This window comes from Novosphingobium oxfordense (assembly GCF_044029435.1).
GTDB lineage: Bacteria > Pseudomonadota > Alphaproteobacteria > Sphingomonadales > Sphingomonadaceae > Novosphingobium.
Genome location: NZ_CP147005.1, coordinates 1,766,120 through 1,791,028, shown reverse-complemented (window position 1 = coordinate 1,791,028; position 24,909 = coordinate 1,766,120). Strand labels below are relative to the sequence as shown.

General features: G+C 64.5%; 26 protein-coding genes. 16 read left to right on the top strand and 10 right to left on the bottom strand.

Translation table 11 applies throughout. From position 1 onward, the window contains the following. Window positions 1–79 precede the first annotated feature (79 nt). From WBP07_RS08290 to WBP07_RS08260, 7 genes are all read left to right on the top strand, one after another. Window positions 80–1,543 (top strand): leucyl aminopeptidase, encoded by a 1,464-nt coding sequence (locus WBP07_RS08290; protein ID WP_395395441.1) that lies wholly within the window; start codon window positions 80–82, stop codon window positions 1,541–1,543. Between the two features lie 41 nt (window positions 1,544–1,584). Further along, window positions 1,585–2,022: a DNA polymerase III subunit chi gene (locus tag WBP07_RS08285; RefSeq protein WP_395395439.1), complete on the top strand. Its 438-nt coding sequence runs from the start codon at window positions 1,585–1,587 to the stop codon at window positions 2,020–2,022. Between the two features lie 111 nt (window positions 2,023–2,133). Further along, window positions 2,134–2,556: a nucleoside-diphosphate kinase gene (ndk, locus tag WBP07_RS08280; RefSeq protein WP_395395437.1), complete on the top strand. Its 423-nt coding sequence runs from the start codon at window positions 2,134–2,136 to the stop codon at window positions 2,554–2,556. Between the two features lie 113 nt (window positions 2,557–2,669). Continuing rightward, a complete protein-coding gene (locus WBP07_RS08275) occupies window positions 2,670–3,233 on the top strand; it encodes a lysozyme inhibitor LprI family protein (RefSeq protein WP_395395435.1) in 564 nt (187 codons plus the stop codon). Window positions 3,234–3,245: 12 nt separating this feature from the next. Continuing rightward, window positions 3,246–3,398, top strand: coding sequence for an MliC family protein (locus WBP07_RS08270; RefSeq protein WP_395395433.1), 153 nt, complete (start codon window positions 3,246–3,248; stop codon window positions 3,396–3,398). Window positions 3,399–3,465: 67 nt separating this feature from the next. Then, window positions 3,466–3,711: a hypothetical protein gene (locus WBP07_RS08265; protein WP_395332365.1), complete on the top strand. Its 246-nt coding sequence runs from the start codon at window positions 3,466–3,468 to the stop codon at window positions 3,709–3,711. 88 nt (window positions 3,712–3,799) lie between these two features. Next, complete coding sequence (locus WBP07_RS08260; protein ID WP_395395431.1) at window positions 3,800–4,054, top strand: YdcH family protein; 255 nt, start codon at window positions 3,800–3,802, stop codon at window positions 4,052–4,054. Window positions 4,055–4,278: 224 nt separating this feature from the next. Here the strand turns inward: WBP07_RS08260 and purN are convergent, their stop codons facing one another. Together purN and purM are read right to left on the bottom strand one after the other, a co-directional pair. Beyond that, complete coding sequence (gene purN / locus WBP07_RS08255; RefSeq protein ID WP_395395429.1) at window positions 4,279–5,232, bottom strand: phosphoribosylglycinamide formyltransferase; 954 nt, start codon at window positions 5,230–5,232, stop codon at window positions 4,279–4,281. Beyond that, window positions 5,225–6,328, bottom strand: coding sequence for a phosphoribosylformylglycinamidine cyclo-ligase (purM, locus tag WBP07_RS08250; protein WP_395395428.1), 1,104 nt, complete (start codon window positions 6,326–6,328; stop codon window positions 5,225–5,227). Before purM ends, purN begins: the two co-directional genes overlap by 8 nt. A gap of 70 nt (window positions 6,329–6,398) precedes the next feature. Between purM and WBP07_RS08245 the strand changes: the two genes are divergently transcribed. The 4 genes from WBP07_RS08245 to WBP07_RS08230 are packed head-to-tail and all read left to right on the top strand — an operon-like array spanning window position 6,399 to window position 9,478. Then, on the top strand, window positions 6,399–7,700 hold the full coding sequence (locus WBP07_RS08245) for a heavy-metal-associated domain-containing protein (RefSeq protein WP_395395426.1): 1,302 nt from the start codon (window positions 6,399–6,401) through the stop codon (window positions 7,698–7,700). Window positions 7,701–7,713: 13 nt separating this feature from the next. Continuing rightward, window positions 7,714–8,337, top strand: a complete 624-nt coding sequence (locus WBP07_RS08240; protein WP_395395425.1) for an ATPase — start codon at window positions 7,714–7,716, stop codon at window positions 8,335–8,337. A gap of 57 nt (window positions 8,338–8,394) precedes the next feature. Continuing rightward, entirely contained in the window at window positions 8,395–9,096 is a 702-nt protein-coding gene (gene epsC, locus WBP07_RS08235; protein WP_395395424.1) for a serine O-acetyltransferase EpsC, read from the top strand. Window positions 9,097–9,103: 7 nt separating this feature from the next. Next, window positions 9,104–9,478 (top strand): DUF2794 domain-containing protein, encoded by a 375-nt coding sequence (locus WBP07_RS08230; protein WP_395395422.1) that lies wholly within the window; start codon window positions 9,104–9,106, stop codon window positions 9,476–9,478. Window positions 9,479–9,481: 3 nt separating this feature from the next. On the opposite strand, the gene WBP07_RS08225 is transcribed toward WBP07_RS08230, so the two are convergent. The 3 genes from WBP07_RS08225 to WBP07_RS08215 form a co-directional block, all read right to left on the bottom strand. Then, complete coding sequence (locus WBP07_RS08225; protein WP_395395421.1) at window positions 9,482–10,087, bottom strand: DUF4328 domain-containing protein; 606 nt, start codon at window positions 10,085–10,087, stop codon at window positions 9,482–9,484. A 43-nt stretch (window positions 10,088–10,130) separates the two neighbouring features. Further along, the gene (locus WBP07_RS08220) at window positions 10,131–10,805 is read right to left on the bottom strand and encodes a DUF4328 domain-containing protein (protein WP_395395419.1); all 675 of its coding nucleotides are present in this window, start codon (window positions 10,803–10,805) and stop codon (window positions 10,131–10,133) included. A gap of 80 nt (window positions 10,806–10,885) precedes the next feature. Continuing rightward, window positions 10,886–11,797, bottom strand: a complete 912-nt coding sequence (locus WBP07_RS08215) for an SDR family NAD(P)-dependent oxidoreductase (protein WP_395395418.1) — start codon at window positions 11,795–11,797, stop codon at window positions 10,886–10,888. 141 nt (window positions 11,798–11,938) lie between these two features. Between WBP07_RS08215 and purS the strand changes: the two genes are divergently transcribed. Both purS and purQ read left to right on the top strand, forming a co-directional pair. Further along, window positions 11,939–12,172: a phosphoribosylformylglycinamidine synthase subunit PurS gene (gene purS / locus WBP07_RS08210; protein ID WP_142634639.1), complete on the top strand. Its 234-nt coding sequence runs from the start codon at window positions 11,939–11,941 to the stop codon at window positions 12,170–12,172. Then, on the top strand, window positions 12,172–12,849 hold the full coding sequence (purQ, locus tag WBP07_RS08205; protein ID WP_395395417.1) for a phosphoribosylformylglycinamidine synthase subunit PurQ: 678 nt from the start codon (window positions 12,172–12,174) through the stop codon (window positions 12,847–12,849). The genes purS and purQ overlap by 1 nt, the downstream gene beginning before the upstream one ends. A 68-nt stretch (window positions 12,850–12,917) precedes the next feature. Here purQ and WBP07_RS08200 read toward each other — a convergent pair whose 3' ends face one another. The 3 genes from WBP07_RS08200 to glmS all read right to left on the bottom strand — a co-directional run bounded on the left by WBP07_RS08200 (window position 12,918) and on the right by glmS (window position 18,021). Beyond that, complete coding sequence (locus WBP07_RS08200; protein ID WP_395395416.1) at window positions 12,918–13,679, bottom strand: hypothetical protein; 762 nt, start codon at window positions 13,677–13,679, stop codon at window positions 12,918–12,920. An 80-nt stretch (window positions 13,680–13,759) separates the two neighbouring features. Further along, window positions 13,760–16,135, bottom strand: a complete 2,376-nt coding sequence (locus WBP07_RS08195) for a putative bifunctional diguanylate cyclase/phosphodiesterase (protein WP_395395414.1) — start codon at window positions 16,133–16,135, stop codon at window positions 13,760–13,762. A 62-nt stretch (window positions 16,136–16,197) separates the two neighbouring features. Then, window positions 16,198–18,021: a glutamine--fructose-6-phosphate transaminase (isomerizing) gene (gene glmS, locus WBP07_RS08190; protein ID WP_395395413.1), complete on the bottom strand. Its 1,824-nt coding sequence runs from the start codon at window positions 18,019–18,021 to the stop codon at window positions 16,198–16,200. Between the two features lie 375 nt (window positions 18,022–18,396). On the opposite strand from glmS, the gene WBP07_RS08185 reads away from it, so the two are divergent. Continuing rightward, the gene (locus tag WBP07_RS08185) at window positions 18,397–19,104 is read left to right on the top strand and encodes a diguanylate cyclase (protein WP_395395412.1); all 708 of its coding nucleotides are present in this window, start codon (window positions 18,397–18,399) and stop codon (window positions 19,102–19,104) included. A gap of 72 nt (window positions 19,105–19,176) precedes the next feature. Here WBP07_RS08185 and glmU read toward each other — a convergent pair whose 3' ends face one another. Then, window positions 19,177–20,553: a bifunctional UDP-N-acetylglucosamine diphosphorylase/glucosamine-1-phosphate N-acetyltransferase GlmU gene (gene glmU / locus WBP07_RS08180; protein WP_395395410.1), complete on the bottom strand. Its 1,377-nt coding sequence runs from the start codon at window positions 20,551–20,553 to the stop codon at window positions 19,177–19,179. Between the two features lie 59 nt (window positions 20,554–20,612). On the opposite strand from glmU, the gene WBP07_RS08175 reads away from it, so the two are divergent. After that, window positions 20,613–21,335, top strand: a complete 723-nt coding sequence (locus WBP07_RS08175) for an HAD hydrolase-like protein (protein ID WP_395395409.1) — start codon at window positions 20,613–20,615, stop codon at window positions 21,333–21,335. On the opposite strand, the gene WBP07_RS08170 is transcribed toward WBP07_RS08175, so the two are convergent. Next, complete coding sequence (locus WBP07_RS08170; RefSeq protein WP_395395408.1) at window positions 21,308–21,994, bottom strand: response regulator transcription factor; 687 nt, start codon at window positions 21,992–21,994, stop codon at window positions 21,308–21,310. The two genes, WBP07_RS08175 and WBP07_RS08170, sit on opposite strands and share 28 nt — an antisense overlap. Window positions 21,995–22,223: 229 nt before the next feature. Between WBP07_RS08170 and WBP07_RS08165 the strand changes: the two genes are divergently transcribed. After that, on the top strand, window positions 22,224–24,656 hold the full coding sequence (locus tag WBP07_RS08165; RefSeq protein WP_395395407.1) for a TonB-dependent receptor: 2,433 nt from the start codon (window positions 22,224–22,226) through the stop codon (window positions 24,654–24,656). Window positions 24,657–24,909 lie beyond the last annotated feature (253 nt).

The window sequence follows — 24,909 nt, the reverse complement described above, 5'->3', positions numbered from 1 at the left end:
CGCCTGTGCCTAACTGCAATCCGCTGTTGCGGCGAAGCGCACAAGTCCGTCGTTCGCCCACGAGAATTCAGGAGATCCCATGAATATCCAGTTCCTTGACGCCGCTGCCGCCCCCACGGCGCGTCTGGTCGCCCGCTTCGTGAATCAGGATGCGATTCCTGCCGATCTCGAAGCCGTGCTGGTGGAAGGCGCGAAGGCTTCGCGCTTCGCCGGCAAGGCGGGTCAGGTGTTCGAGGGTTTCGTTGAGCGTGACGGCAAGATCGTGCGCGTGGCGCTGGCCGGGATCGGCGCGACCGACGGTAAGGACCGCAAGGGCGCGATCGAGCGCGCGGGCGCGGGCGTTGTCGCCAAGTACCTGACTTCGGGCGAAACCGCCGTCACGCTGGACCTGACCGGCGCGGGCCTTTCGGCTGACGAAGCGGCGGGCGCTCTCCTCGGCGCGGTGCTGCGCGCATGGCGTCTCGACACCTATCGCACCAAGCTGGCGGACGACGCCAAGCCCACGCTGGTTGATATCGCCGTGATCGGCGCACCCGAAGGCACCGAGGCGGTCTGGGCCGTGGAGCAGGCCATCGTCGAGGGCGTGTCCTTCACCCGCGAACTGGTGACCGAGCCGGCCAACGCAATCTATCCGGAATCGTTCGTCGCCCGCTGCGAAGCGAAGATGGCGGGCAGCGGCCTGAAGGTCCGCGTGCTGGACGAGAAGGAAATGGCCGACCTCGGCATGGGCTCGCTGCTGGGCGTGGCGCAGGGTTCGGCGCGTCCGGCGCGTCTGCTGGTGCTGGAATGGCTGGGCGGCAACGCCGGTGAAGCACCGGTCGCTTTCGTCGGCAAGGGCGTGACCTTCGACACCGGCGGCATCTCGATCAAGCCGGCGGCTGGCATGGAAGACATGAAGTGGGACATGGGCGGCGCCGGTGCGGTGGCCGGTACCATGCTCGCGCTGGCGCTGCGCAAGGCGAAGGCCAACGTGGTCGGCGTTTGCGGCCTTGTGGAAAACATGCCCGACGGCAATGCCCAGCGCCCCGGTGACGTCGTCACCTCGCTCTCGGGCCAGACCATCGAAGTCATCAACACCGATGCCGAAGGCCGTCTGGTGCTTTGCGATGCGCTCACCTGGGTGCAGCGCGAATACAAGCCCGCCAAGATCGTCGACCTCGCCACGCTGACCGGCGCGATCATCCTCAGCCTCGCGCATGAGTACGCGGGTCTGTTCTCGAACAACGACGAACTGGCCGGCCAGCTCAACGCGGCGGGCGATGCTTCGGGCGACCGTCTGTGGCGCATGCCGATGGGCCCGAATTACGACAAGATGATCGACAGCCCGATTGCCGACATCAAGAACGTCGGCCCGCGCTTCGGCGGCTCGATCACCGCGGCGCAGTTCCTGCTGCGCTTCATCGAGAACGACACCCCCTGGGCGCACCTCGACATTGCCGGCACCGTGTGGACCGACAAGCCGGGCGCGACCTGGGATAAGGGCGCATCGGGCTTCGGCGTGCGCCTGCTCGACCGTTTCGTGCGCGACACTCTGGAAGCGTAAGGTACGGGCTCGAAACGTAAGTAAGGCAGGGGACGCGGCTGATGCGCGTGGATTTCTATCAGCTCAGCCGCGACCCGGCCGAAAGCGCGCTGGCGTTGATCGCCGGCAAGGTGGCGGGGAGTGGCGAGCGTCTGCTCGTCGTCTCCGCCGATCTTGGCCAGCGCCAGCGGATCTGCCAGGCCCTGTGGTCCAGCGGCCCGGAGAGCTTCCTGGCCAACGGCTTTGCGGGCGAGGGGGGAGAGGATCGCCAGCCGATCCTCATTTCCGAAGCAGCGGAGCCTGCCAACGGCGCGAAGTTCATGGCTATCGCCGACGGCCAGTGGCGCGAGGGCGATCGGCCTTTCGAACGCACCTTCTTCCTGTTCGACCAGTCCACCCTGCAGCATGCGCGCGACACCTGGCGCGCGCTGCGTGAGCGGGAGGGGGTGGAGCACTATTACTGGAAGCAGGATGGCGGAAAATGGGTTCAGGCTGGATGATTCTCCCCTCTCAGGGTTGATCATAACGCAGCCTCATTCTTGCGGAGCCGCGCGTTCCCGGCTAGGGGCGCGCGCAACAATTCAAAACTCCTACTTCGCAAGGAACCTACCATGGCGGTTACCCGCACCTTCTCGATCATCAAGCCCGACGCGACCCGCCGCAACCTGACCGGCGGCGTCACCAAGCTGCTCGAAGAAGCCGGCCTGCGCGTCGTCGCTTCGAAGCGCATCCAGCTCTCGCAGGAGCAGGCTGAAGGCTTCTACGCCGTCCACAAGGAACGCCCCTTCTTCAACGACCTCGTGTCGTTCATGATCTCGGGCCCGGTGGTCGTGCAGGTTCTCGAAGGCGAAGACGCCGTGAAGACCAACCGCGACGTGATGGGCGCCACCAACCCGGCCGACGCCGCTGAAGGCACCATCCGCAAGACCTTCGCCGAATTGATCGAAGCCAACTCGGTCCACGGTTCGGACTCGGATGAGAACGCAGCGATCGAAATCGCCTACTTCTTCAAGCCGGAAGAAATCGTCGGCTGAAGCAAACGCTTCATTCGATAATGAAAGGGCCGTCCGCTTGGGCGGCCTTTTTGTTTTTATCGGTGCGTTCCCAATGATATTCATCGCCAGTCCCTTGCGACTGGAGGCAGACGATGAAGCAATTCGCCGGATCGAGCGTACTCCTGTTTCTCGCCGCCTGTTCAGGCGGCGGCGGTGCCGATCCAAGCCCATCGGCCAGCCCAAGCGTTGAGGATACCGCTACCGAAGTGGTCACCGAAACCGTTGCCGCCACCGATGCCGCGCCGGTCGCGGTGGCAACCCCCAGTTTCGATTGCGCCAAGGCCGATGGCGATGCGCAGAAACTGGTCTGCTCCACGCCCGAACTGGCAGCGATGGACCGTGAACTGATGCGGCTCTACGATCTCGCGTCGACCGGCCCGAACATCAACGCGCAGCGCAAGCAGCAATTGCAGGCCACCCAGCGCGGCTGGGTCAAAGGCCGCGACGATTGCTGGAAGGCGGATGACAAGCCCGCCTGCGTGCGCGACCAGTACGCCATGCGCATCCACGAATTGCGGCAGGGCTATGCCGATGCCCGCGCGGACGATGCCAAGGGCGTTTCGAAAGGTCCGCTGGCACTCACCTGCACGGGCCAGGATTTCGGGGTGTCCGTCACTTTCGTGAATACCGATCCGGGCGCGGTCTGGCTGTCATAGCGCGATCAGGGCGTGGGGCTGGCCCATGTCGTCAGCGGATCGGGTGCGCTTTACGAAGGGCAGAACCATGCCGGCAAGGCCAGCCTCTTCACCAAGGGGAGCGATGCCATGCTGACATTGCCCGGGGGCACGCAGAAGCAGTGCAAGGTAGAGGAAATCGGCTGAGCGGCGCCAATTTCGATTTGGCAGCGCGCGCATCTTTGTTACCCTCCCCCACAAGAGGAGAGTAAAAATGCAAGGCATGGGTGAGACGGGCGAAGCCTGCCCCTTCGAATTCAATTTCGACGCAACCAGTTTCAAGGTGGGCGATACCGTCAGCTACCGCGTAAACGGCAGCCTTGAAGGCTTTCCCTTCGTGGGCACACTGGTGGAAGTCCATGACGACCACGTCCTGATCGCGGGCGACCCGCGCGAACCGGACAAGCGCTATCGCGGCACGCGGGAGAGCCGGCCGCAAGTGGATTACTCGCAAATCTGAATGTACCCGCCTTGCGCTTGATCTCGCGCAAGGCGCGGGGCGGGTAAGAGGCTAAAATCGAAGCTCTATCGAGCGCAGAGGAGAGCCGATGACCTACAAGCCCCACGAACTCGCCGAGGAATTTCCCGAGGACATCGAAGTCCTCCAGCACCTCAAGGCCACGCGCGGCCATTTCGCGGCGCTGGTGGACCGTTACAATGAGGTCAACGGCAAGATAAACCGGATCGAGGAGCAGCTTGAGGCTGCCTCCGACGCGCGATTGGAGGACCTCAAGAAAGAGCGTCTGACGTTGCTGGACCAGATCGGACGCATGATCCGGGATGCGAGGGCAGTCGGGGCCTGAGCCAAGCGGCGATTTGGCGCGTCGCGGCGTCTAAATTGCTCGCCGGAACGCCGTGATTTAACTGATAACACTTCGTCGCCCCCGCGAAGGCGGGGGTCCCGCTTCCTTGTTTTGCGCACGCGAAGAAAAGCGGGATCCCCGCCTTCGCGGGGATGACGAGATATAGTTTGATGCGTCGAGCTGGATCAAAGGGGGCGAGCTTCAGCCCGCCCTCTGGCATTTGTTCAAAACTGATCCGCCACATCCAGCAGCCCGGCCAGCTTCTTCGGGGCCACAGCGCGCCATGAACGCGATAGCCAGTCCGCAATCGCGTCCCAGTCGTTCTCGCCAAGATCCAGACGAATGCCGACCCAGCCGTCGCCGAAATAGGCGGGGCGGAAGTAGCGATCCTCGTCCTGGTCGATCAGCATGGTCTGCTCGTCCACGCCGCTGATCTTCACCAGCAGTGCAGTGCGGCCATCGCCGTGGTGGTCGGAGGTGAAATAGGCGAACTTCTTGCCCTTCACGATGCCGAAGCAGGGCATGCCGTGGCTGGAAATCTCGTCGCTTTCAGGCAGCACCATCGCCCGCTCGCGCACGCGTTCCAGCAGCCACTCGGGCGAGGCTTCGCGGGAAACGAGTTCGGCCAGGCAGCGCGGATAGAGCTGATGCTCGGCAAAGAGCACGCGCGCGGCCAGGCTTTCGGCAGTATCGCCGGCATGGATGGCAACGGGAATTTGGCCGAGAACCGGGCCTTCATCCAGTTCGGGAATGACGAGGTGAACGGTCACGCCGCCGTGGCTGTCCCCCGCTTCGATCGCGCGCTGGTGGGTGTGGAGGCCGGTGTACTTGGGCAGCAGGGAAGGGTGGATGTTGACCATCCGGCCCTGCCATTTGACCACGAATTCGTCGGTCAGGATGCGCATGTAGCCGGCCAGCGCCACCCACTGCGCGCCGGATTCGCGAATTGCCGCGTCCATCGCCGCGTCGTGCTCGTCGCGGCTGAGGCCCTTGTGGCTGAGTGCAAAGGTCGGCACGCCTTCGGCCTTGGCAAGTGCAAGGCCTCCGGCGTCCGGCTTGTTGCTGGCGACGAGGACGATCTCGTAGGGACAGTCCTCAAGCCGGCTGGCGTAGAGCAGGGCAGCCATGTTGGTGCCGCTGCCCGAAATGAGGACCGCAACCTTTGCCTTCTCAGGCAAGGTGCACGGCCTCCCAATCCTCGCGGGCGGACCATTCCTCGGCCTTGCCCTGCACGGTGCAGCCCTTGTCACCTTCTTCGATCACGCCGATCACGTAGACCGTCTCACCGGCGGCTTCGAGTTCGGCCTTGAGCGCGGCGACTTCGTCGGCTGCGACTGCCAGCACCATGCCGATGCCGCAGTTGAAGGTGCGGGCCATCTCGCCGGGCTCGATATTGCCCTGCGCCTGCAGGAACGCCATCAGGCGCGGCTGCGGCCATCCGCCCACGTCGATGCGGGCGTGGAGGCCATCGGGCAGCACGCGCGGGATGTTTTCAAGGAGGCCGCCGCCGGTGATGTGGGCCAGCGCATGGATGCGGCCCGCGCGGATGAAGGGCAGCAGGCTCTTCACGTAGATGCGGGTGGGCGCGATCAGCGCGTCGATCAGCAGCGTGTCCGAATCGAACAGCGCCGGGCGGTCGAGCTTCCAGCCCTTGTCTTCGGCCAGGCGGCGAACCAGCGAGTAGCCGTTGGAGTGCACGCCGGAAGAGGCAAGGCCCAGCAGGATGTCGCCATCGGCAACCTTGTCGCCGGTAAGCTGTTCGCCGCGCTCCACCGCGCCGACGCAGAAGCCGGCAAGGTCATAGTCGCCGGCGGCATACATGCCCGGCATTTCGGCGGTCTCGCCACCGATCAGGGCGCAGCCGGACATCTTGCAGCCTTCGGCAATGCCGGCGACCACACGCTCTGCAACGCCGTTTTCAAGCTTTCCGGTGGCGAAGTAGTCAAGGAAGAAAAGGGGCTCCGCGCCCTGCACGATAAGGTCGTTCACGCACATGGCGACAAGGTCGATGCCTATGTGGTCGTGACGGTCGTGATCGATCGCCAGCTTGACCTTGGTGCCCACGCCGTCGTTCGCTGCGACCAGCAGCGGGTCCTTGTAGCCGGCGGCGCGCGGATCGAAGAATCCGCCGAAGCCGCCAAGCTCGGCATCGGCGCCGGGGCGTGCGGTGGATTTTGCCAGCGGGCCGATGGCCTTTACCAGCGCGTTTCCTGCGGCGATCGAGACGCCAGCCTGCTCGTAAGAGTAGCTCTTGGGTGAGTTATCGTCGGACATTGCGCGCCCCTATCGCTTTCCGGCTTGGATTTCCATTCCCGTTTAGGCAAAAGGCCAATCGGTTTCGACGATGGCGATCACGTTCTCCCAGAATTTCCGGCGATTGGCCGGCCGCGACAAGGGTCGGCGCTGGACTGCGGTACGCGCAGCCGTGCTCCTTGGCGGCGTGGCCGCGCTTGGCACGGTCGGATTCGGCGCATGGCGAATCGCCGCGCAAGTCGAAGGCGATCGCGGAATCGCGCCGCTCGCCAACTCCGAAGACATTCAGGTCAACGGCATTCATGTCGATGTGACGGCCAAGACGGGTGCCGAAGCGCGACTCGAAGGCTGGAAGCAGGCCGAGAAGGAAGCCTGGAAGAAACTGGGCGGGCCGGACATGCCGGTCGAATTGATCGATGCCATGGTCTCCTCGGTGGTGATCGGGCAGGAACAGGTCGGTCCGCGCCGCTATATCGCCACGCTGGGCGTCATCTTCGACAAGGGCAAGGCCGGTCAGTTCGTCGGCGGCGGGGGCGCGGCCGTGCGCTCTGCACCGCTGCTGCTGGTGCCGGTGCTCAATTCGGGCGGCGTGCAGCAGGTCTTCGAAGTGCGCGGGCCGTGGCAGAAGGCGTGGGCGGAATTCCAGGCCTCGCAAAGTTCCATCGATTATGTGCGCCCTGTCGGCGCGGGCGGCGAATCGCTGATTCTTACCGCCGGCCAGGCCACGCGCCGCAGCCGCCTGTGGTGGCGCGGCCTGCTGGACCAGTTCGGGGCGACCGACGTGCTGATCCCGGTGGCCCGGCTTGAGCGCCAGTGGCCGGGTGGCCCGATCCACGGCACGTTTACCGCGCGCTATGGCCCGGACAACACCTTCCTCGACAGTTTCGAGATGGATGCCGCCAGCGACCAGGAACTGCCCGGCATGCTTGCCAAGGCAGTGGAGCGGACTGACGAAATCTATCGCAGCGCGCTGGCCGGCGGACAGTTGAGCCCCGACCCCACGCTGACGATGAGCCAGGTCGCGCTCGATCGTGCCTTTGCCGAACTGCGCGAGAAGCTGATGCCGCAAGGCGGCGCGGCCCCGCAGGAAGAAACGGCGCCGCTGATCCAGAACGTGCCGCCGCCTCCGCCTGCCGCACCGGCGGCAGCGGCCCCGGTGGAGACGGTTTCGGTCCAGTTCGCCAGCCCCGACGCCGCATCGGTCGATGCCGCGCTTGCCGCCGTGCGCGGCGCGCCGGGCGTGAAGGGCGCAGCCACCGTCAGCCTGGCGATCGGTGGCATTTCCGTATTGCGGGTGAGCGCCGAAGGCGGCGCCGACCGGCTGGCCGCGGCCCTGCGTGCGCAGGGCTGGAAGGTTTCGGCAGGGGGCGGCGCGCTGAGGATCAGCCGCTAGAAGGTTCCGGGGGATGAGGCAGATACCACTTCCGCTGTCGACCGCGAGCGACAGCCCGCCGCGCATTGTCGTGGGCAATGCGAACGCGCATGCGGTAGATGCATTGCTGGAGCCGGGCCAGTGGCCCTTTCACACCGCGATTCTCTCGGGCCCGGCGCGCGCAGGCAAGTCGCTGCTGGCCCGCTGGTTCGTGGAAGCCGGGCATGGCGATGCGCTGGACGATGCCGACCGGATGGAGGAAGACGCGGTGTTCCATGCCTGGAACCGCGCGCAGGAAAGCCGCCGGCCGCTGCTGATCGTCTCCAGCCATCGCCGCGGCGAAGGAGAGGGGCGCTGGCAGGTGGCCCTGCCAGACTTGCGTTCGCGCCTTGGCGCCGCGCTTGAGCTGGAAATCGACGCGCCGGATGAGGCGATGATGGCCGATCTGATCGACGTTCACGCGCAGATGCGCGGCCTTGTGCTCGATCCGGCGGCGATCGACTACCTTGTACCGCGGGCGGAGCGTAGCCATCTGGGCGTCGAACGGCTGGTCGCCGCGATCGATCGTCTCAGTCTGGAGCGCAAGCAGCCGCCGACACTGGCGATCTGGCGCGACGCGCTGGAAGAGGTTAAGGGCGGCGACTCCAAGGGTACATGAACCACCGGTTCGCGCAGATGACTTGCCATGCGAACCGTTTGATGGGAGATTCGCGCGATGCTGGGTAATCTCGTCCGCTATCTGGACTCGGTCGTCGCGCGCGACCCTGCACCGCGTTCGCGGTGGGAAGTGCTGCTCTATCCGGGTGTCTGGGCGCTGTTCTTTCACAAGATCGCGCACCGCCTGTTCCGTGCGGACCTGTTCTTCCTGGCGCGCGTGGTCAATCACCTCTCCCGCTTCCTGACCGCCATCGATATTCATCCGGGCGCGACGATCGGCCGGAACTTCTTCATAGACCACGGCTTCACGGTGATCGGCGAAACGGCAGAGATCGGCGACAACGTCACGATCTACCAGTGCGTGACGCTGGGCGGCTCCAATCCCACCAACGGCAAGGGCGGCAAGCGCCACCCCACGCTGCTGGACAACGTGATCGTCGGTTCCGGCGCGCAGATCATCGGCCCCGTTACCGTGGGCAAGCGCGCCCGCGTGGGCGCCAGCGCGGTGGTGACCGAGGATGTGCCGGAAGGCGCGACGATGATCGGCGTCAAGGCCCGCTCCACGCTGGTCAAGGCGGAGACTTACGCCAAGGAATTCATGCCCTATGGCACGCCCTGCAAGGAGCCGTGCGAGCCGGTGGGCAGCCAGCGCGTCGACGAGTTGGAAGAACAGGTTGCCGCGCTGCGCGCGCAGGTCGATCAGCTTCTGCGCGCCCGCGAGGAAGAAAAGCACGCCGAACCGGTCGTGAAGGGCGTTTGACGGGCGGATGGCGGTAGGCCCTCACGGCGGCACGAGTCCCCTTCCGGCAGGCGTAGTTGCCTTTCCTGGGCGGATGCCGCTGCAGATCGGTTTCGACCGGCTGGAACTGCAGAAGATACTCGATCTTTATGGCCGGATGGTCGCTGCCGGGTTCTGGCGCGACTATGCGATGGATTTCGGCAAGGACGCCGCGCAGTTCTCCGCCTTCCGCCGCGCGGCGGAACGGCCGCAGGCTCGGGTCGAAAAACGTCCGGCGCTGCGTGGAAAGCAGGGCATGTGGACGCTGTTCGGCGAAGCAGGCCAGATCCTCAAGCGCGGGCACGAACTGGTGAACGTGCTCAGCCCGCTGGAGCGCAAGCTGCTGAAAGTGGTCGAGGACTGACGCTCAAGCGAAGGCGTGGCCGGCTTCGAGGTCAGAGGTTTGGGCGCGGGCGATGCCGTTGACGATTTCCAGCAGGAACCACGCTGCTGCTATGCCAAAGATCTGCCGGATGATCGAGAGCCCACCGGCTGCGGCGGGGTCGGGAATGCGAGATGCCACGTTGCCGGCAAATTGGCCGATCAGCCAGCACGTCCACCATGCGACCAGCCGGTAGTCTGCCTTGTCTTCTGCGTTCGATTGAAGGTGGCTGCGCTCCCACAGTTCGCGCATCGCCGAGAACGGCTTGAACAGGCTGGCTATGGGTATGAAGAACCACCCGACCGACCAGCCCGGCGTGTAATCCAGTCCTTCCAGCCCGGCTGCGAAGAGATTGGCGTGCGCGCGATGGATCCACATGCCAATGGGGATGGCGCAGGCCATTATCAGCAGCGCCATCAGGCCCGTTATCATTGTGCTGATCTGCCCCGCGGCTTCGCCCGACGCCATGGCTGCGCACAGGCCTACAGCGGAGGCGGCGGCCAAGCCGATGTAAGCCCACAGCGTCATCCGCACCACTTTCGTGCGGGACGCCATGATCGCCAGACCGTAGGCGAGGCTCGTTTCCGTCATCCGATTGTTCCGCTTTCTATTTTGTCGTTGCGGGAGCTGCCGATCAGGCGAAGATCGACTTTCCATCAATAAGCGAGTCTTGCGCGGTGGTGATCCGGCGCACGATCAGCGCCAGATAGCCAGCCGCCGCGCACCAGAAGACAATGCCCGCAAGCATGAAGGCGATGGTCAGCAAGGCGGGGGTCATGATCTTGAACGGGGTCAGCAGGTTGATGATCCCCGTAACCGTGACGACCGTGACCAGGAGCACGCCGGTCAGAAGGCAGGTCCACCAGGTCGTAACCGTGCCGACGCTGGCACCCGCCTGATACTCGTCCTCACCATGACTGCGATTCCACAGTTCTCGCATCGTCGCGAACGGAACGAATAATTGCGCTACGGGTACGAAGAGGCTGGCGACCGCCCAGAGCGGTTTTGCCGTCAGGCCCGATAGCCCGATCTTGCGCAGATTGGCGATTGCCTTGTGAAACCACAGCAGGAACGCAATGGTGCCGATTATAAAAAAAGCTGCGGCGGCAATGAACGCGAACCCGGTTGTCATCGCCCAGACCTGGAATTGGGGCGATCTGTAAAGCCCGCTACGGACTACTTGCTGCATGCCGATAGAGGCTGGAACCAGCGCGACGCAACTCAGCACACCACCCACCGCAGCCACTTGGGTGACGATGGAATACGCCTTCAGCCGTGCCTTGTCGCGCGGCGCAATCTGCCCCTGCATTGCCCCTTGTTCCCCCGGTGACGTCGCTGTCTTTGGAATTGTAGCGCGGGGTGGGGACCGTCAATGCCGGAGAACGAATTTTAATCGTTTGATTTCAGCAGTAACGACAAGGCGTGATGTGCCTGTTCCATACCGGTTTCCAGCACCCGGTCTCCTGCACGGTTGCGCACACGGTCCCATGCGGTGGCAAATCCTTCGACGGAGAGCGCCTCACCTTCCAGCAGCACGCCATCGTTCATGGTGATGAACACGCCCTGGCACACGCCGCCACCGGCCGCGACGATGGCATCGGTGGGCGCGTCCTGCGAAACGAGATAGAGCGCGGCGGGCACCACGGCTTCGGGTTCGAACGCGGCGTAGGCTTCGTCCGGGAAGATATCCGCCGTCATCCGCGTGCCGGCGGTGGGGGCCAGCGAGTTGACGCGGATGCCGTACTTGGCGCCTTCCATGCGCAAGGTGCGGGCCAGGCCCAGCACGCCCGCCTTAGCCGCGCCGTAGTTGGCCTGCCCGAAATTGCCGCCAAGGCCGCTGGAGCTGGTGGTCATCAACACGCGGCCATAGTTCTGTTCGCGCATCGTTTCCCACACCGCCTTGGTGGCGCAGGCGCTGCCGAGCAGGTGCACGCGCACCACCAGTTCGAAATCGGCCATATCCATCTTGGCGAACGTGCGGTCGCGCAGGATGCCGGCGTTGTTGATCAGGATATGGATGCCACCCCAGGCTTCCCTTGCGCGGGCGACCATGGCCTCCATCTGCGCGAAATCGGAAACGTCGCCGCCATCGGCCATGGCTTCGCCGCCAAGCGACTGGATTTCCGCGGCAACGGCAAGCGCGGCATCGGAGTGGCCGGAGCCGTCTCGCGTGGTGCCAAGGTCGTTCACCACCACTTTCGCGCCGCGTCGTGCCAGTTCCAGCGCATAGGCGCGGCCCAGGCCGTGGCCTGCCCCGGTAACGATGGCAACTTGTCCGGCAAACGAGATGGTATCCTGCATCACGCCGAAATGGCAGGTTGGCGAACCGCCTTCAATTGCAAAGGTGGCATCGAACGGTCCCTCACACCTTGCCCCGAAGCGTTCTCGGGGCCATAGGCGCTTTGAAACGAATCTGCGCTCCGCGAAGCGAAAGGTCCCCAGATGAAAGTCCGCGTCCACGTCAGCCTCAAGCCCGGTGTTCTCGACCCGCAGGGCCGTGCGATCCACCATTCGCTCGAAGGCCTCGGCTTTGCAGGCGTCAACGACGTGCGCGCCGGCCGCCTGTTCGAGCTGGATGTCGCCGAAACCGTCACCGACGAAGCGCTTGACGACATGTGCAAGAAGCTCCTCGCCAACATGGTGATCGAGAACTACCGCATCGAGAAGGTCGCCTGATGTCGTTCCGCTCCGCTGTCGTCACGTTCCCGGGTTCCAACTGCGACCGCGATCTGGCGGTGGCGCTGGAGAAGATCTCCGGCAACGAATGCATCCGCGTCTGGCACGGCGATGCCGATCTGCCCGATAAGCTGGACTTCATCGGTCTGCCCGGCGGCTTCTCCTACGGCGACTATCTGCGCTGCGGCGCGATCGCCTCGCGCTCGCCCGTCATGCGCGCCGTTGTCGAGGCCGCCAATCGCGGCGTGCCGGTGTTCGGCGTGTGCAACGGCTTCCAGGTGCTGACCGAAAGCGGCCTGCTGCCGGGCGCGCTGCTGCGCAATTCGGGCATCCGCTTCGTCTGCCGCGACGTGACGCTGAAGGTGGAGAACGCGCAGTCGCTGTTCACCTCCGGCTATGAAGCCGGGCAGGAGATTTCGATCCCCGTGGCGCACCACGACGGCAACTACCACGCCGACGCGGAAACGCTGGATCGCCTCGAAGGCGAAGGCCGCGTGGCGTTCCGCTATGTGGGCGAAGTCAACGGATCGGCTCGCCAGATCGCCGGCGTGCTCAACGCGGCCGGTAACGTGCTGGGCATGATGCCGCACCCCGAACGCGCGATCGAAGCGACGCATGGCGGCACCGACGGCCGCGCGCTGTTCGAAAGCGCCATCCGCGGAATGGTCGGCGCCTGATAGGCCACATTCCGATTTGACGGATAGAATGAACGCCCCCGGTTACCGGGGGCGTTTTTCGTTGGGGCTCAGCGTTTGTCCCAATAGGAGAAGTAGAGGAACGCGGCGCCGTCCCCGCTGAACCCGGCGCTGTTCGCGGCAAGTCCCTTTGCCGAAAACCTGTCGTAGAAGGCCTTCGATTGGAAGTCCTCGGTCAGGGCTTTGTTCTGCGCAAAGGTGATCGTCGCGCGTAGGGCGACCTCACAGACCGTAGTTGCGCAGCGAACACGCACCGTATCTTGGACGCCGCGATCGCGAAGCACTTTGCCATATTCCTCAACAATGGCGCGCTCGGCCGGCGTAGCCCATGCCTCATCGCGCTTCTCCGTCCGAACCAGCCGGTATTGCTCGCCGGGAGACATGCTGGATGCCAGCTTTCCGATTAGTGGATCTACCGGTTCCGGCCCTTTCATCTGATTAGGTGCTGATTGAGCGAGCATCGTTCCAGCGAGCACGGCGCCTGCAAGTGCGATCATGATAAAGATTACTCCAGCCAACAAAGGCCACCGCTTCGTCGCGTTGGCCGGGATGCTGCCTTGATGACCTTCATGCCGCTGATCGAGATCGATTTTATCGTCCCGATATTCTTGTGCCGCCAGGATGCGTGCCAATTCACGGCTACTGGCAATGCCTGTCTTGCGGCGCGCTTCGCGCAACCGTTCGTTCACGGCACCGACAGTGCGCTCGGTTTCGGCCGCAACACTCTTGGCTGTGTGCCCTTGCGCGAAAAGTCGAAGGATATGGAGTTCGGTCTCGCTCAGCTTCGACAGGTCGATGGTCTCGTCGGACATGATCCGATGTTCAGCCAAAGCCGCTCCGCCGCGCAACCACAATTAATTCGTGGTGCGCGTCGATCGCTGGATCGTGGTGCTCAAGCGGCCGTCTGGTCGTGCGCGAAGCTGCGGTTGTGGAACAGGCCGAGGGCATCCTTTGCCGCCATCGGGCGGCCGAAGTAATAGCCCTGGATCTTGCGGCAGCCGAGTTGGCGGATCATCTCCACTTCCTTCTCCGTCTCCGCGCCTTCGGCGGTGGTCGACATGTCGAGGCTGTCCGCCATGGCGACGACGGCGCGGATGATGGCCAGGCTCTCGGCATTGCCAGTCGCGGCGCCTTGCACGAAGGAGCGGTCGACCTTGATGGTCGAGAAGCGGAGCTTGCGCAGGTAGCCGAGCGAGGAATAGCCCGTGCCGAAATCGTCCAGCGCCACCTTGCAACCCAGCGCCATGACCTGTTCCAGTGCCGAGCGGGCGAGGGTGGCATCGCGCAGGAAGATGCTTTCGGTGACTTCCAGTTCCAGGCGCGAGGCGCTGAGGCCGCTCTGGGTGAGGGCGGCGACGACGCTGGCCGCGAAGTTGTGGTCCAGCAACTGCTCGCCCGAGACGTTGACGGCCACGCGCACATGTTCGGGCCAGTTGATCGCCTCTCGGCACGCTTCCTTCAGCACCCATTCGCCGATGGGCACGATCAGGCGGGTATCCTCTGCCAGCGGGATGAACTTCGCCGGGCTGACGAAGCCGTGTTCCTTGCTGGTCCAGCGCAGCAGTGCCTCGAACGAAACCACGGCTTCGCTGTCGGCATCGACCACCGGCTGGTAGTTGAGCGTGAATTCCTGCCGCTGAAGCGCGTTGCGCAGCGAGAATTCGAGCTGACGGCGTTCCTCTGCATGGGCGTGGAGCGCGGGCTCGTACGTGTAGTGCGCGTTGCCGCCGCCGTCCTTGGAGCGATAGAGCGCCAGATCGGCGTTGCGCATCAGCGTCTCGACCGTCTGCCCGTCGCGCGGGCCGATCGCGGAGCCGACCGAGGCGCCGACGTAGAGCGTGTGATGGTCGACGTGATAAGGCTGCGAGAGCGACTGGATGACGCGCTGGGCCACGCGGTTGACGTGTTCCAGATCGGTGGCGTCGCGGATCACTACCGCGAACTCGTCTCCGCCCAGGCGGCCGCAGAGTTCCTTGTCGGTCATCTGGCCCTTGAGGCGTTCGGACACGCGCGCCAGCAACTGATCGCCGACGAGGTGGCCGAGCGTATCGTTCACCGCCTTGAAGCGATCGAGGTCGATCATCAGGAAAGCGCAGCGGGTGCGCCACTTTTCGGCATAGGCCAGCGCTTCGCCCAGTGCCTCGGTCAGCATCAGGCGGTTCGGCAGGCCGGTGAGGGTGTCGTAACGGGCGAGCCAGGCGATCTTGTCGCTGTTCTCTCGCGCCTCGGTCACATCCGAGCCGACGCCGCGGAAGCCATCGAACTGGCCGCTGTCGGAAATCTTCGGGGTGCCGGAAAGCTCCCACCAGCGCGGGCGGCCATCGATAGTGACGCGCACCAGCAGGTTGGAGAAGCTTTCGCGGCGCTTCAGGCGCTCGGCCAGGTCGTGGAGGCTGGGCGGGAACTGGCCGCTATCCCACGCCGAACCGGCGATCAGTTGGATGAAGGGGACGCCCTCGATCTCCACCGCGTCGCGGCCGAGCGCATAGGCAAAGCGCGGAGAGACGGCGCGCACGCGGCGGGCGGTGTCGATCTGCCAGAGCCAGTCGGCCTCGCCTTCCTCGAACTCGCGCAGCAGCATGGAGACGACTTCGTCCCGCTCATGCATGCCGGCTTCGGCGACTTTGGTGGAGAGATATTGGCGCGCGCTTTCGACCGCGCCGGCAATGATCACGCCCACGAACGCAAGGCCGACCAGGGCCATGTCGTAGCTGCCCAGCACGACGAAATAGGCGATCGTCGATCCGCCGACGATGCCGGTGAAGATCAGCGTGCCCAGCGGTACGCCCGGCACCAGCACGGCGCAGCCGGTCATCAGCATGGCCATCACGGTCCACAGCTTCACTTGCGCCTGAACGTCGATAAAGGGGCCGAAGGCGCAGACCGGAACGGCCCATACCACGGCCCGTGCCACCATGGTCATCGCATGGCGGCGAATTTCAGCGCTGGTCAGGCGGCGGCGATCGGCATCGGCAAGGGTGCCTTCCACTTGCGTGCCCCACAGCAGCACGGCGCAGACGGCGATGGCCCAGCCGCCGATCGCGGCGGGATGCATGTGCCCGAACAGCACCGCGACGGTGGCGACCACGGCTGCCACTTGCGTTGCGATTCGCGTCGCGCGTCCGCGACCGAGGCAGGAATACTGGAGTCCGCGAAGGCGTGCCCAATCGCCCTCGGCCGGCTCGGAAAAGCCGAGCACGGCGAGGACGGGCAGCTCTTTCGGGAGCGCTTGAGGGGTTTGCGACCGTTTTTCCACGGATCCGGACATAACCGCAGAAGGGTTATTACCAGGTAAACCTTTGGCAGCCGCGCGACCCCCGGATTGGGGGATTATTCGACCGTCACGCTCTTGGCGAGGTTACGCGGCTGGTCGACGTCCGTGCCCTTCACGCAGGCCACGTGATAGGCCAGCAACTGCACCGGCACCGCATAGACCAGCGGGGCGATCAGCGGGTGGACGCGTGGCATCTCGATCGTGGCGATGCAGCCTTCGCCCGCTTCGGCAATGCCTTCGGCGTCGGAGATCAGCACGACCTTGCCGCCCCGCGCGCGCACTTCCTGCATGTTGCTGACGGTCTTTTCGAACAGCGGGCCGGAGGGTGCGAGTACGATCACTGGCACCGCCTCATCGATCAGCGCGATCGGGCCGTGCTTCATCTCGCCCGAGGCATAGCCTTCGGCGTGGATGTAGCTGATTTCCTTCAGCTTCAGCGCGCCTTCCAGCGCCAGCGGATAGTCCGGACCGCGGCCGAGGTAGAGCACGTCACGCGCCGGCGCGATCAGGTGCGCCATGGCGGCGATCTCTTCGTCGAAGGCGAGCGCGGCGTTCAGGCTGGCCGGGGTCTGGAGGAGGTGCTGGACGACTTCGTTCTCTTCCTCGCGGTCCATGCGGCCACGCTTCACGGCAAGATGCGCGGCGAGGGCGGCGAGCACGGCTAGCTGGCAGGTGAAGGCCTTGGTGGAGGCGACGCCGATTTCCGGACCGGCGTGAGTCGGCAGCAGCAGGTCCGCCTCGCGCGCCATCGTGCTGGTGGGCACGTTGACGACGACGGCGATGGTCTGTCCGGCCGCCTTGCAGTGCTTGAGCGCGGCGAGGGTGTCCGCCGTCTCGCCCGATTGCGAGATGAACAGGGCAAGGCCGCCCGGCTCCAGCACGGGATCGCGGTAGCGGAATTCGGAAGCCACATCGATGTCGACCGGCAGGCGGGCGAACGTCTCGATCCAGTACTTCGCCACCATGCCGGCGTAGAAGCTGGTCCCGCAGGCGACGATGGTGATGCGCTTGATCGCCGAAAGGTCGAAATCGATCTGCGGCAGCGCCACCGACTGGTCCACCTGATGGATGTAGCTGCGCAGGGTCTGCGCCACCACGGTCGGCTGCTCGAAGATCTCCTTCTGCATGAAGTGGCGGTAATTGCCCTTCTCGATGGCGACGGCCGAGGCACCGGAAGAGACGATTTCACGCTCCACCGGGTTGTTGTCGGCATCGAAGATGCGCGCGCCTTCACGGGTGATGACCACCCAGTCGCCTTCCTCAAGGTAGGAGATGCGCTGGGTCAGCGGGGCGAGGGCGAGGGCGTCCGAACCGAGGTAAGTCTCGCCATCGCCATAGCCCACGACCAGCGGTGAGCCGAGGCGGGCGCCGATCAGCAGGTCCGGGTTCTGGCGGAAGGCGATGGCCAGCGCGAAGGCGCCGCGCAGTTGGGGAAGCACCACCTTCACCGCCTCATCCGGCGAAAGGCCGGCTTCGACCTGTTCGGAGACGAGGTGGGCGACCACTTCGGTATCGGTCTGGCTCTCGAACGTGCGGCCACGCGATTCGAGCGCTTCGCGCAGCGGCTTGAAGTTCTCGATGATACCGTTGTGGACCAGCGCGAGGTGCTCGGTGGCATGCGGGTGGGCGTTGGCGGCCGTTGGCGCGCCGTGCGTCGCCCAGCGGGTGTGCGCGATGCCGATCAGGCCGGGCGCGGGATCGCGCGCCAGTTCGTTCACCAGATTGATCAGCTTGCCCTGCGCGCGGCGGCGGATGAGCTGGCCGTTCTCGACCGTGCAGACGCCCGCGCTGTCATAGCCGCGATATTCCATGCGGCGAAGGCCGTCGACCAGCCGATCCGCGACCTGTTCCTTGCCGACGATGCCGATGATTCCACACATTGCGCTTACGTTACCTTGTTTGAGCGGAGAGAGCCTTGCTCTAACCCGTTAGAGATTGGCGTTTGGTGGCGCCACTATGAAGCCTTGGTAATGTGTGCAAAGCCTTCGTGCGAGAGGAAGTCGCATAGATTTGGCGCGTTTACCTGATCGGGGTGATGCAACGGAGGAGACAGAGCGGACCAACACCAGGGTGTGTTCGAAAACATCTGAAAGGTGAGGCGAGATTGAAATAAGGCTTGCCGGGATGTGGGAGCGGCGAAACATCTTGTCAAACCCCGTTCCTCCGATAGTCTGGAAGCTTCGACGAAGACCGTTCGATGAAACAGCCCGGCAAAGACTGGCGCGCGAAGGTCCGATCGGGAGAGGACAGTGCCGATGAACTTCACGTTGAAGTCGGTTTCGTTGCTGGTTTGCAGTGCCGCTCTGGCGGTGCCGGGCCTTGCAATGGCCGGAGAAGCCACGCCAATTGCGCTGGTGAGCAGTGCCGCCCATGCCGAATATGTCGGCACGGTCAGCCGGGGTTTCGACATGATCCGCGCGGGCAAGCCGGGCAAAGCGGTAAAGCTTTTCGATTCGGTGATTTCCGCGAATGAGCAAGGGCTGGTGGGCGATGCCCGGCCGCGCCTCTGCCAGTCGGAGAAGACTTCGGCGCATGCCGTGCCGGGTGATGCGGTGATGGTCAGCAGCGCGGTGTGCGACGCTCATTTCGGCAAGGGGTACGCGCTGGTCGACCTTGGCCGTGGCGATCTGGCCGAGACGGAACTGCGCCGGGCCACCGAACTGGCGCCGGACAATGCGCATTACGCCAATGAATATGCGGAACTTTTCAAGTCTCGCCGGCAGTTCCAGGAAAGCTACGACTTGTTCGCGCGGGCATGGTCCGTAGTGGACAAGGATACCAAGGGGCCGGACGCGAGCATTGCCGCGCGTTCCCTGCGGGGCATGGGCTTCAACCTGATCGAGCTTGGCCGACTGGACGAGGCCAAGAAGATGTTCACCCAGTCGCTTTCCTACGATGCGGCCAATGCTGCAGCCAAGACCGAGCTGGACTTCATCGCCCAGCGTCAGGCTATCGGTTCCTGATTTTCTGGCGGTTCCAGGGCCCCTGGTGAGGGCGGTCGCGAAGACTATCGCGGCCGCCCTTACTCACCCGGCTTACTTGCCGCCAGCGGCCTTCTCGGCCTTTTTCTTCTTCATCGCATCGTGGAAGCGGTCGGCCCAGCCGGGCTTGACCAGCTGTTCGCCGCGCACGAGGCGAAGCTCGCCATCGGCAACGTCGCGCGTGACGGTGCTGCCCGCTGCGACGATGGCGTCCGCACCGATCTTTACCGGGGCGACGAGGGCGCTGTTGGATCCGATGAAGGCCCGCTCACCAATCACGGTGCGGTATTTGAAATAGCCGTCATAGTTGCAGGTGATCGTGCCGGCGCCGAGGTTGGCCTTGGCGCCCACGGTGGCGTCGCCCACATACGTCAGATGGTTGGCCTTGGCGCCTTCGCCCAGTTCCGCGTTCTTGATCTCGACGAAGTTGCCGACCTTCGAGCCCTTGCGCAGCAGTGCGCCGGGGCGGAGGCGGGCATAGGGGCCGACGGTGGCACCGGTCTCGATGGTGGCGCCCTCGATGTGGGAGAAGGCGTGGATCGTCACGCCGTCCGCCACGGTCACGCCGGGGGCGAAGATCACGTTGGGCTCCACGGTGACGTCGCGGCCCAGCTTGGTATCCCAGGCGAAGAACACGGTTTCGGGGGCGATCAGCGTCACACCGTCCGCCATGGCCTGCACGCGGCGGCGGGCCTGCCAGCGGCCTTCGGCTTCAGCCAGTTCACCGCGGCTGTTGATGCCGCCCACTTCGTCGGGATCGTCGGTGACGATGACGGCGCAGGTGCGGCCGTCCAGCGTGGCGACATTGACGATATCGACGAGGTAGTACTCGCCTTGGGCATTGTCGTTGCCGACACGGGCCAGCAGGTCGAACAGGTCCGCCGACTTCACCGCCATCAGGCCGGAGTTGCACAGGCGGCAGGCGCGCTGTTCGTCGTTGGCGTCCTTGTATTCGACCATCATGGCGATGCGGCCATCGTCGTGGGCGAGCACGCGGCCATATTGCAGCGGGTCTTCCGGTTCGAAGCCGAGCACGACCACGGCGGGCGCGTCGGGCGCGTGAAGCCGATCGATCATCGCGCGCATCGTTTCGGTGCGGACGAAAGGCACGTCGCCATAGAGAATCAGCACGTCGCCGGAAAAGCCGGTGAGGGCTTCTTCGGCCTGCTGCACGGCGTGGCCGGTGCCAAGCTGCGGATCCTGCACCGCGATCGTCGCGCGGCTGCCCAGCGCCTTTTCAAGCTGTTCGCGGCCATGCCCGGCAACAACCACCTGCCGGGCAGGCGAAAGGGCGGCGGCGCTTTGCAGAAGATGTTCCAGCATCGGCCGACCGGCGACGGGATGAAGGACCTTGTGCAGATCGCTTCTCATGCGGGTGCCCTTGCCGGCGGCGAGGACGACGATTGCGAGCGGATTGGAATTTTCGACCATGTTCATCACTTGCCAGCAAATTGTTGCGGTTTCTACTTCGGCAGGCCACTGAGGGGCGGATGACGCAATTCCCCTTCGACGTGGTCGGCTTCGATCTTGACGGTACTTTGCTCGATACGCTGGGCGATCTGGCGGTGGCGCTCAACCATGCACTGGCGCTGGAGGGACGGCCTCCCATCGCAGTGGACGCGGTGCGCGATCTTGTCGGCGGCGGTGCCAGGAAGATGCTCGCCAAGGGGCTGGAAGTCACCGGTGGCGGCGTTTCGGACGCGCGCCTCAGCGAGCTTCACCACGCGCTGATCGCTTACTACGCGGATCATATCGCCGCGACCACGCAGCTTTATCCGGGCGGTGCGGAAATGCTGACCGGCCTTGCCGCGCGCGGCGTGAAGCTGGCGGTGGTGACCAACAAGCTGGAATCGCTGGCGGTCAAGATCTTCGCGGAACTGGGCCTGTCCGACCGCTTCTTCACCGTGATCGGCGGCGATACGCTGGGCCCCGGCCGCGCCAAGCCGAAGCCGGACCTGATCGAACTGATGCTGGAGCGTGCGGGCAGCACCGACAGGCCGCTCCGCGCCGCTTTCGTGGGCGATACGACTTACGACACCGGGGCCGCGGCGGCGGCCGGTATCCCGTGCATCGCCGTCAGCTTCGGGTTCAACGACAAGCCCGCCCAGGAACTGGGCGCCACCGCGGTGATCGATCATTTCGACGAACTGATCCCGACGCTTGAAGGGCTGGGCCTCGATCTGCCTCAGGCTTCCATGTTGTCGAAGACGTAACCGAACGACCGCACCGTCCGCGGCAGGTGCGGCACCTGCATCGTGCGCAGCTTGCGGCGCAGGCGGCTGACCCATGAATTGACCGTGCGCTCGTCGCAGACCTCCACGCTCTTGCCCAACACTCCGATCAGTTCGCCGCGCGTGAACACGCGGTTGGGATTGCGCGCGAAGTGGTTCAGCAGGCGCTGCTCGTTCGACTGGAGCGGCACCACCAGGCCCTTGTAGCGCGTCAGGTGCGAATCGGGCTGGATCACCAGTTCGCCGATCTGGATCGCCGGCGCTTCCTTGCGCGCCGCCGAAACCGGCTGGTAGATGCGCAGCCGCTGCACGAGCGCCTTGGGGGTGAGCGGGCCGATCAGATAGTCGTCCGCGCCGGCTTCCAGTGCGCGCGCCTGCACGCGCGGATCCGGCTCAGGCAGGATCATGGTGATGTGGAGCGGGTGATCGTTGATACGATCGCGCAGCAGCCCGCAAAGCTGCAGGCCCGACATTTCGGGTAGAAGCCAGTCCACGAAGACCCACGTGGGGCCGCGTAGCGCACGGGCGCATAATTCTGTCGCTTCAACCACTTCCGCCTCGAAGGTGAGGAAGTTGTCGCGGATGGCGCTGACGTGGGCCAGGTCGCCCGAAGTCAGCACGATGTCGCCGGATTTGATCATTACATCCTGCAATTCGATGGAAATGATCTGGCCACATAGTGGCACTAGGCCCGCCACACACGTGTCAAATTTTTCATGTTTGGCCTGTCACATTCCGGTCAAGAAAATCACAAGAAAGCAACACGGTTCTGACCTGACGCGTGCCTAGTCAGCCCCCTGCCGCCCCGATGGGCGGGCCCAAGTGCTGCGACTGCACAAGGGAAATTGAAAAGAATTCAGGGAGTTTCCAATGATTCGCCACGCCATCCGTCTGGCGGCCACTTGCAGCATCGTTGCGCTGGCCCAGATGCCCGTTGCCGCGTTCGCAGCAGACGCCGCACCGGAGGCCGCCGCCGCCGACAGCGGTGAATCGGCCCCCATCATCGTCACCGCCACCAAGCGCGAAACCGATCTTCAGAAGACCCCGATCGCGATCGCCGTGGTTTCCAGCGCCGACCTCGAAAAGCAGCACGTCCAGAGCCTGATCGACCTTGCCAGCGGCTCCGTGCCTTCGCTGCGCGTCGCCACGTTCGAAGCGCGCCAGTCTGCCCTTACCGTCGGCATCCGCGGCATCGTGCCGTTCGACGCCAACCAGACCGCGCGCGACCAGGGCGTGGGCGTCTACCTCGACGGCGTCTACCTCGGCCGCCAGCAGGGCCTGAACGCCGCGCTGTTCGACGTGCAGCGCATCGAAGTCCTGCGCGGTCCGCAGGGAACGCTGTTCGGCCGCAACACCGAAGGCGGCGCGCTCTCGATCGTGACCAAGGCGCCCACCGGCGAATTCGGTGGCCGCGTGGAAGCCGGCATCGGCAACTACGGCCAGCGCACCGGCGAAGCGCACATCGACTTCCCCGAATTCAACCACATCTCGATCAAGGTCGACGGCGTCTACCAGCACCAGGACGCCACGGTTAAGAACCCGCTCGATAGCGAAAAGGGCTGGAACTACTACGACCGCGTCGGCGGCCGCATCCAGGCTCAGTGGAAGCCGGTCGATGGCTTCACGGCGAACATCTCGTTCGACAAGTCGCGTGACGACAACACGCCGATGTACAGCCAACTGATCAACTATAACCCGAACAACTACACGGTTTCCACGCTGGCGCAGATTGCGGCCAACGGCGGAAAGGCGCTGCCGGGAACCATCTCGCCGCTTTCTCCGCTGGTCCAGGTGACCGGTGACAAGCGCGTGAAGACGGCCGCTGTCGGCGTGCCCCAGCAGGTCAGCACCGACCGTACGCAGGGCATCATGGGCAACCTCAGCTACGATCTGAACTCGGCCCTGACGCTGCGTTCGATCACCGCATGGCGCCAGGTCGACACCGACCAGTACGACAACTCGGGCGGCCCGGAGCGTACCGTGTTCCTGCCGAACGCCAAGTTCAGCCGCTACTCGCTGTCGTTCCTCGACCAGCACCAGTTCAGCCAGGAATTGCAGCTCGTCGGAAGCCTGCCGCAGGTCGACTTCGTCGCCGGCGCCTACTACTTCAACGAGCATGCCAGCGAATACGCGGCAACGCCCAGCTCGAACCTGTGGAACGCGGACGGCACCGGCTACACCGTGCTCAGCCCGATCGTGACCGGCGCGGTGACCTCGAGCAACCAGGGCTGGGATAACAGCTCGCTGTTCATCCAGCGCGACAGCTACGCCAAGGCGCAGAGCATCGCCGCCTTTGCGCAGGCCACCTACACTCCGGCTGGCCTCGACCAGATCCATCTGACCGCCGGCGGCCGCTACACGCATGACAAGCGCGACGGTACGCTCGACATGGTGAACGGCGTCACCAAGGATTACACCTTCCACTCGCGCAAGGACCGGTTCGACCCGATGGTCACGCTGGCCTTCGACGCGACCCCGGACATCAACCTCTACGCCAAGTATGCGACCGGCTACCGCGCCGGCGGCGCTAACGACCGTTCGCAGACCTTCTCGGCTTTCGGTCCGGAAACCGTGAAGTCCTATGAAGTCGGCGCCAAGATGATGTTCCTGGATCGCAAGGTTCGCCTGAACCTGGCCGGCTACATCATGGATCGCGACGGCACGCAGGTCGACTTCGACAACGTCAACAACGATCCGACCAGCCCGTACTTCAACCTGCATACGCAGGAGACGCTGAACGCACCGGGCACGACGAAAATCCGCGGCGTCGAAGCCGAACTGAACGTCAATCCGATCGATCACCTGTCGATGGGCGTGTCTTACGCCTACACCTACACCAAGGTGCCGAAGACGCTGAACCCGTTCCTCAGCACCGATACCAACCCGGTCTACCAGAACGTCTTCATTGTCTACACGCCGAAGAACGCGGCTTCGGGCTTCATCGACTACAGCATCCCGGTCGGTGCCGGCGATGAGAGCGTGCAGTTCCACCTGGACGCCGCCTATGCCGATCCGCAGTACAGCTTCGAGGACGAAAGCACGAAGACGCAGAGCAGCTTCATCGTCAATGGTCGCGTCGCCCTTGCCGATATTCCGCTCAACGATGGCGGTTCGAGGCTGACGGTCTCGCTCTGGAGCCGCAACCTGTTCAACGAAACGCACATCTATCGCCGTTCGGCCGCCAACTCGACGTACACGAGGGACCCGAAGACTGGCGCATTGAGCTATGCGGGCGTGCTGGGCGACTACGGCAACTTCAACCCGCCGCGCACGTTCGGCGTGGAAGGCACCGTCCACTTCTGATCTCCGACTTGGGCAGGCCCTCCCTCAGGGCCTGCCGGCAGGACCTGCCTGCATTCCTGCACGCGGCGAGACTTCGGTCCCGCCGCGTGTTTTTTTGCGGGGGCGATCAACGCACCTTTGCGGGGGCGATCAACGCACCTTTGCGGGGGCGATCAACGCCCTGGCGATCCTCCCCGTGCTTGCCGGTATCGCGCGATCGTGCGAGCCATGCTTCCCATAAACGGCCGGAATGGCTGCGAGGACGGGAGACGAA